This window comes from Candidatus Magnetaquicoccus inordinatus, assembly GCF_004217665.1.
Classification (GTDB): Bacteria; Pseudomonadota; Magnetococcia; order Magnetococcales; family Magnetaquicoccaceae; genus Magnetaquicoccus; species Magnetaquicoccus inordinatus.
The window spans coordinates 1-1,147 of the sequence record NZ_RXIU01000500.1; the positions used below are offsets into that span (position 1 = coordinate 1).

Annotated in this window: 1 pseudogene; it reads left to right on the plus strand. The window is 52.1% G+C overall.

Annotation, left to right across the window (positions count from 1 at the left end):
* Positions 1-54: 54 nt before the first annotated feature.
* A pseudogene (locus EJP87_RS16840) lies at positions 55-1,147 on the plus strand (CoA-binding protein); the annotation flags it as partial.

The following is a 1,147-nucleotide window of genomic DNA, read 5'->3' on the forward strand; positions in this document are numbered from 1 at the left end:
AGGGATGCTATGGTCAGACAAGTAGACTTAGGACTCAACGAAGGTTACAACTTCATGCACGCCCGTGGCGAGGATGAATTTCCCTATTATGTGGGAATTCGTTCGCTGGCTGATTTTGCTACCAAGCAGGATCGGGTCTGTGTGTTGAATATAATGGGTGGTGAAAGCTCCACCGTAACGCCTGTCAGCCATGTCTATTCAGGCGGCAATATTGTCTGTGGCACCATGCCGGGTCGCAGTGGCTCGGTGATGAAAACGGCTGCAGGTGATATTCCTGTTTATAACAATGTGCTGGAGGCGATGAAAGCGGGCCACAAATTTAATGTGGCAGTGGTCTATGTGCCACCTTCCGGGGTGAAGGATGCGGTTATCGAAGCGGTTCGGGTCAATCCGGATCTGCGCAAGGTGATCATCCTTACCGAAAAGGTGAAGGTCAAACACGCGCGTATTATTCGCCAATATTGCCAATGGCGTGGGGTGGATGTTTTCGGTGCCAACTGTTTGGGTGTGGCTGATGCGCATAACCATGTCCGTCTTGGCGGCGCCTTGGGTGGCAGCGCGCCAGAAGAGTCTTTGGTTCCCGGTTCGGTGGCCATCTTCTCCAACTCTGGCAACTTTACCACCACCATCGCCACCTATCTGTTGACTGCCGGTTGGGGAACAACCGTATCGTTGTCGTCGGGTAAGGATGTCTATATCCATTTTGCTGCTCCCGAATTTACCCATGGTATGCACAATGATCCGCGTACCAAAGCAGCGGTGATGTATATTGAGCCAGGTGGCTATTATGAGCACAATCTGGAGTTCAAAAAACCGGTTGTGGCCTGTGTGGTGGGACGTTGGAAAGCCCGGTTGACCCGTGCTTGTGGTCATGCTGGTGCCATTGCTGGTTCCGGTGATGATGCAGCGGCCAAAGAAAAATGGTTTCAAGAAAAATTTGAGGTAAAAGGGGTGTTTACCCCGGATACTCCCATCTGTTCTGCCAAGGGGGCGGTGGTTACCAATATTGCCCACATCCCCATGGCTTTGACCGCCGTGATGATGATGAATGGCATCAAACCCGATTTTGCACCACGGGGTAATTTGGCGCCAAAATGTTGGTTTCACAACGACCAGGGCTTGGCTTTGCCGACCGAGTTGGCGGTGC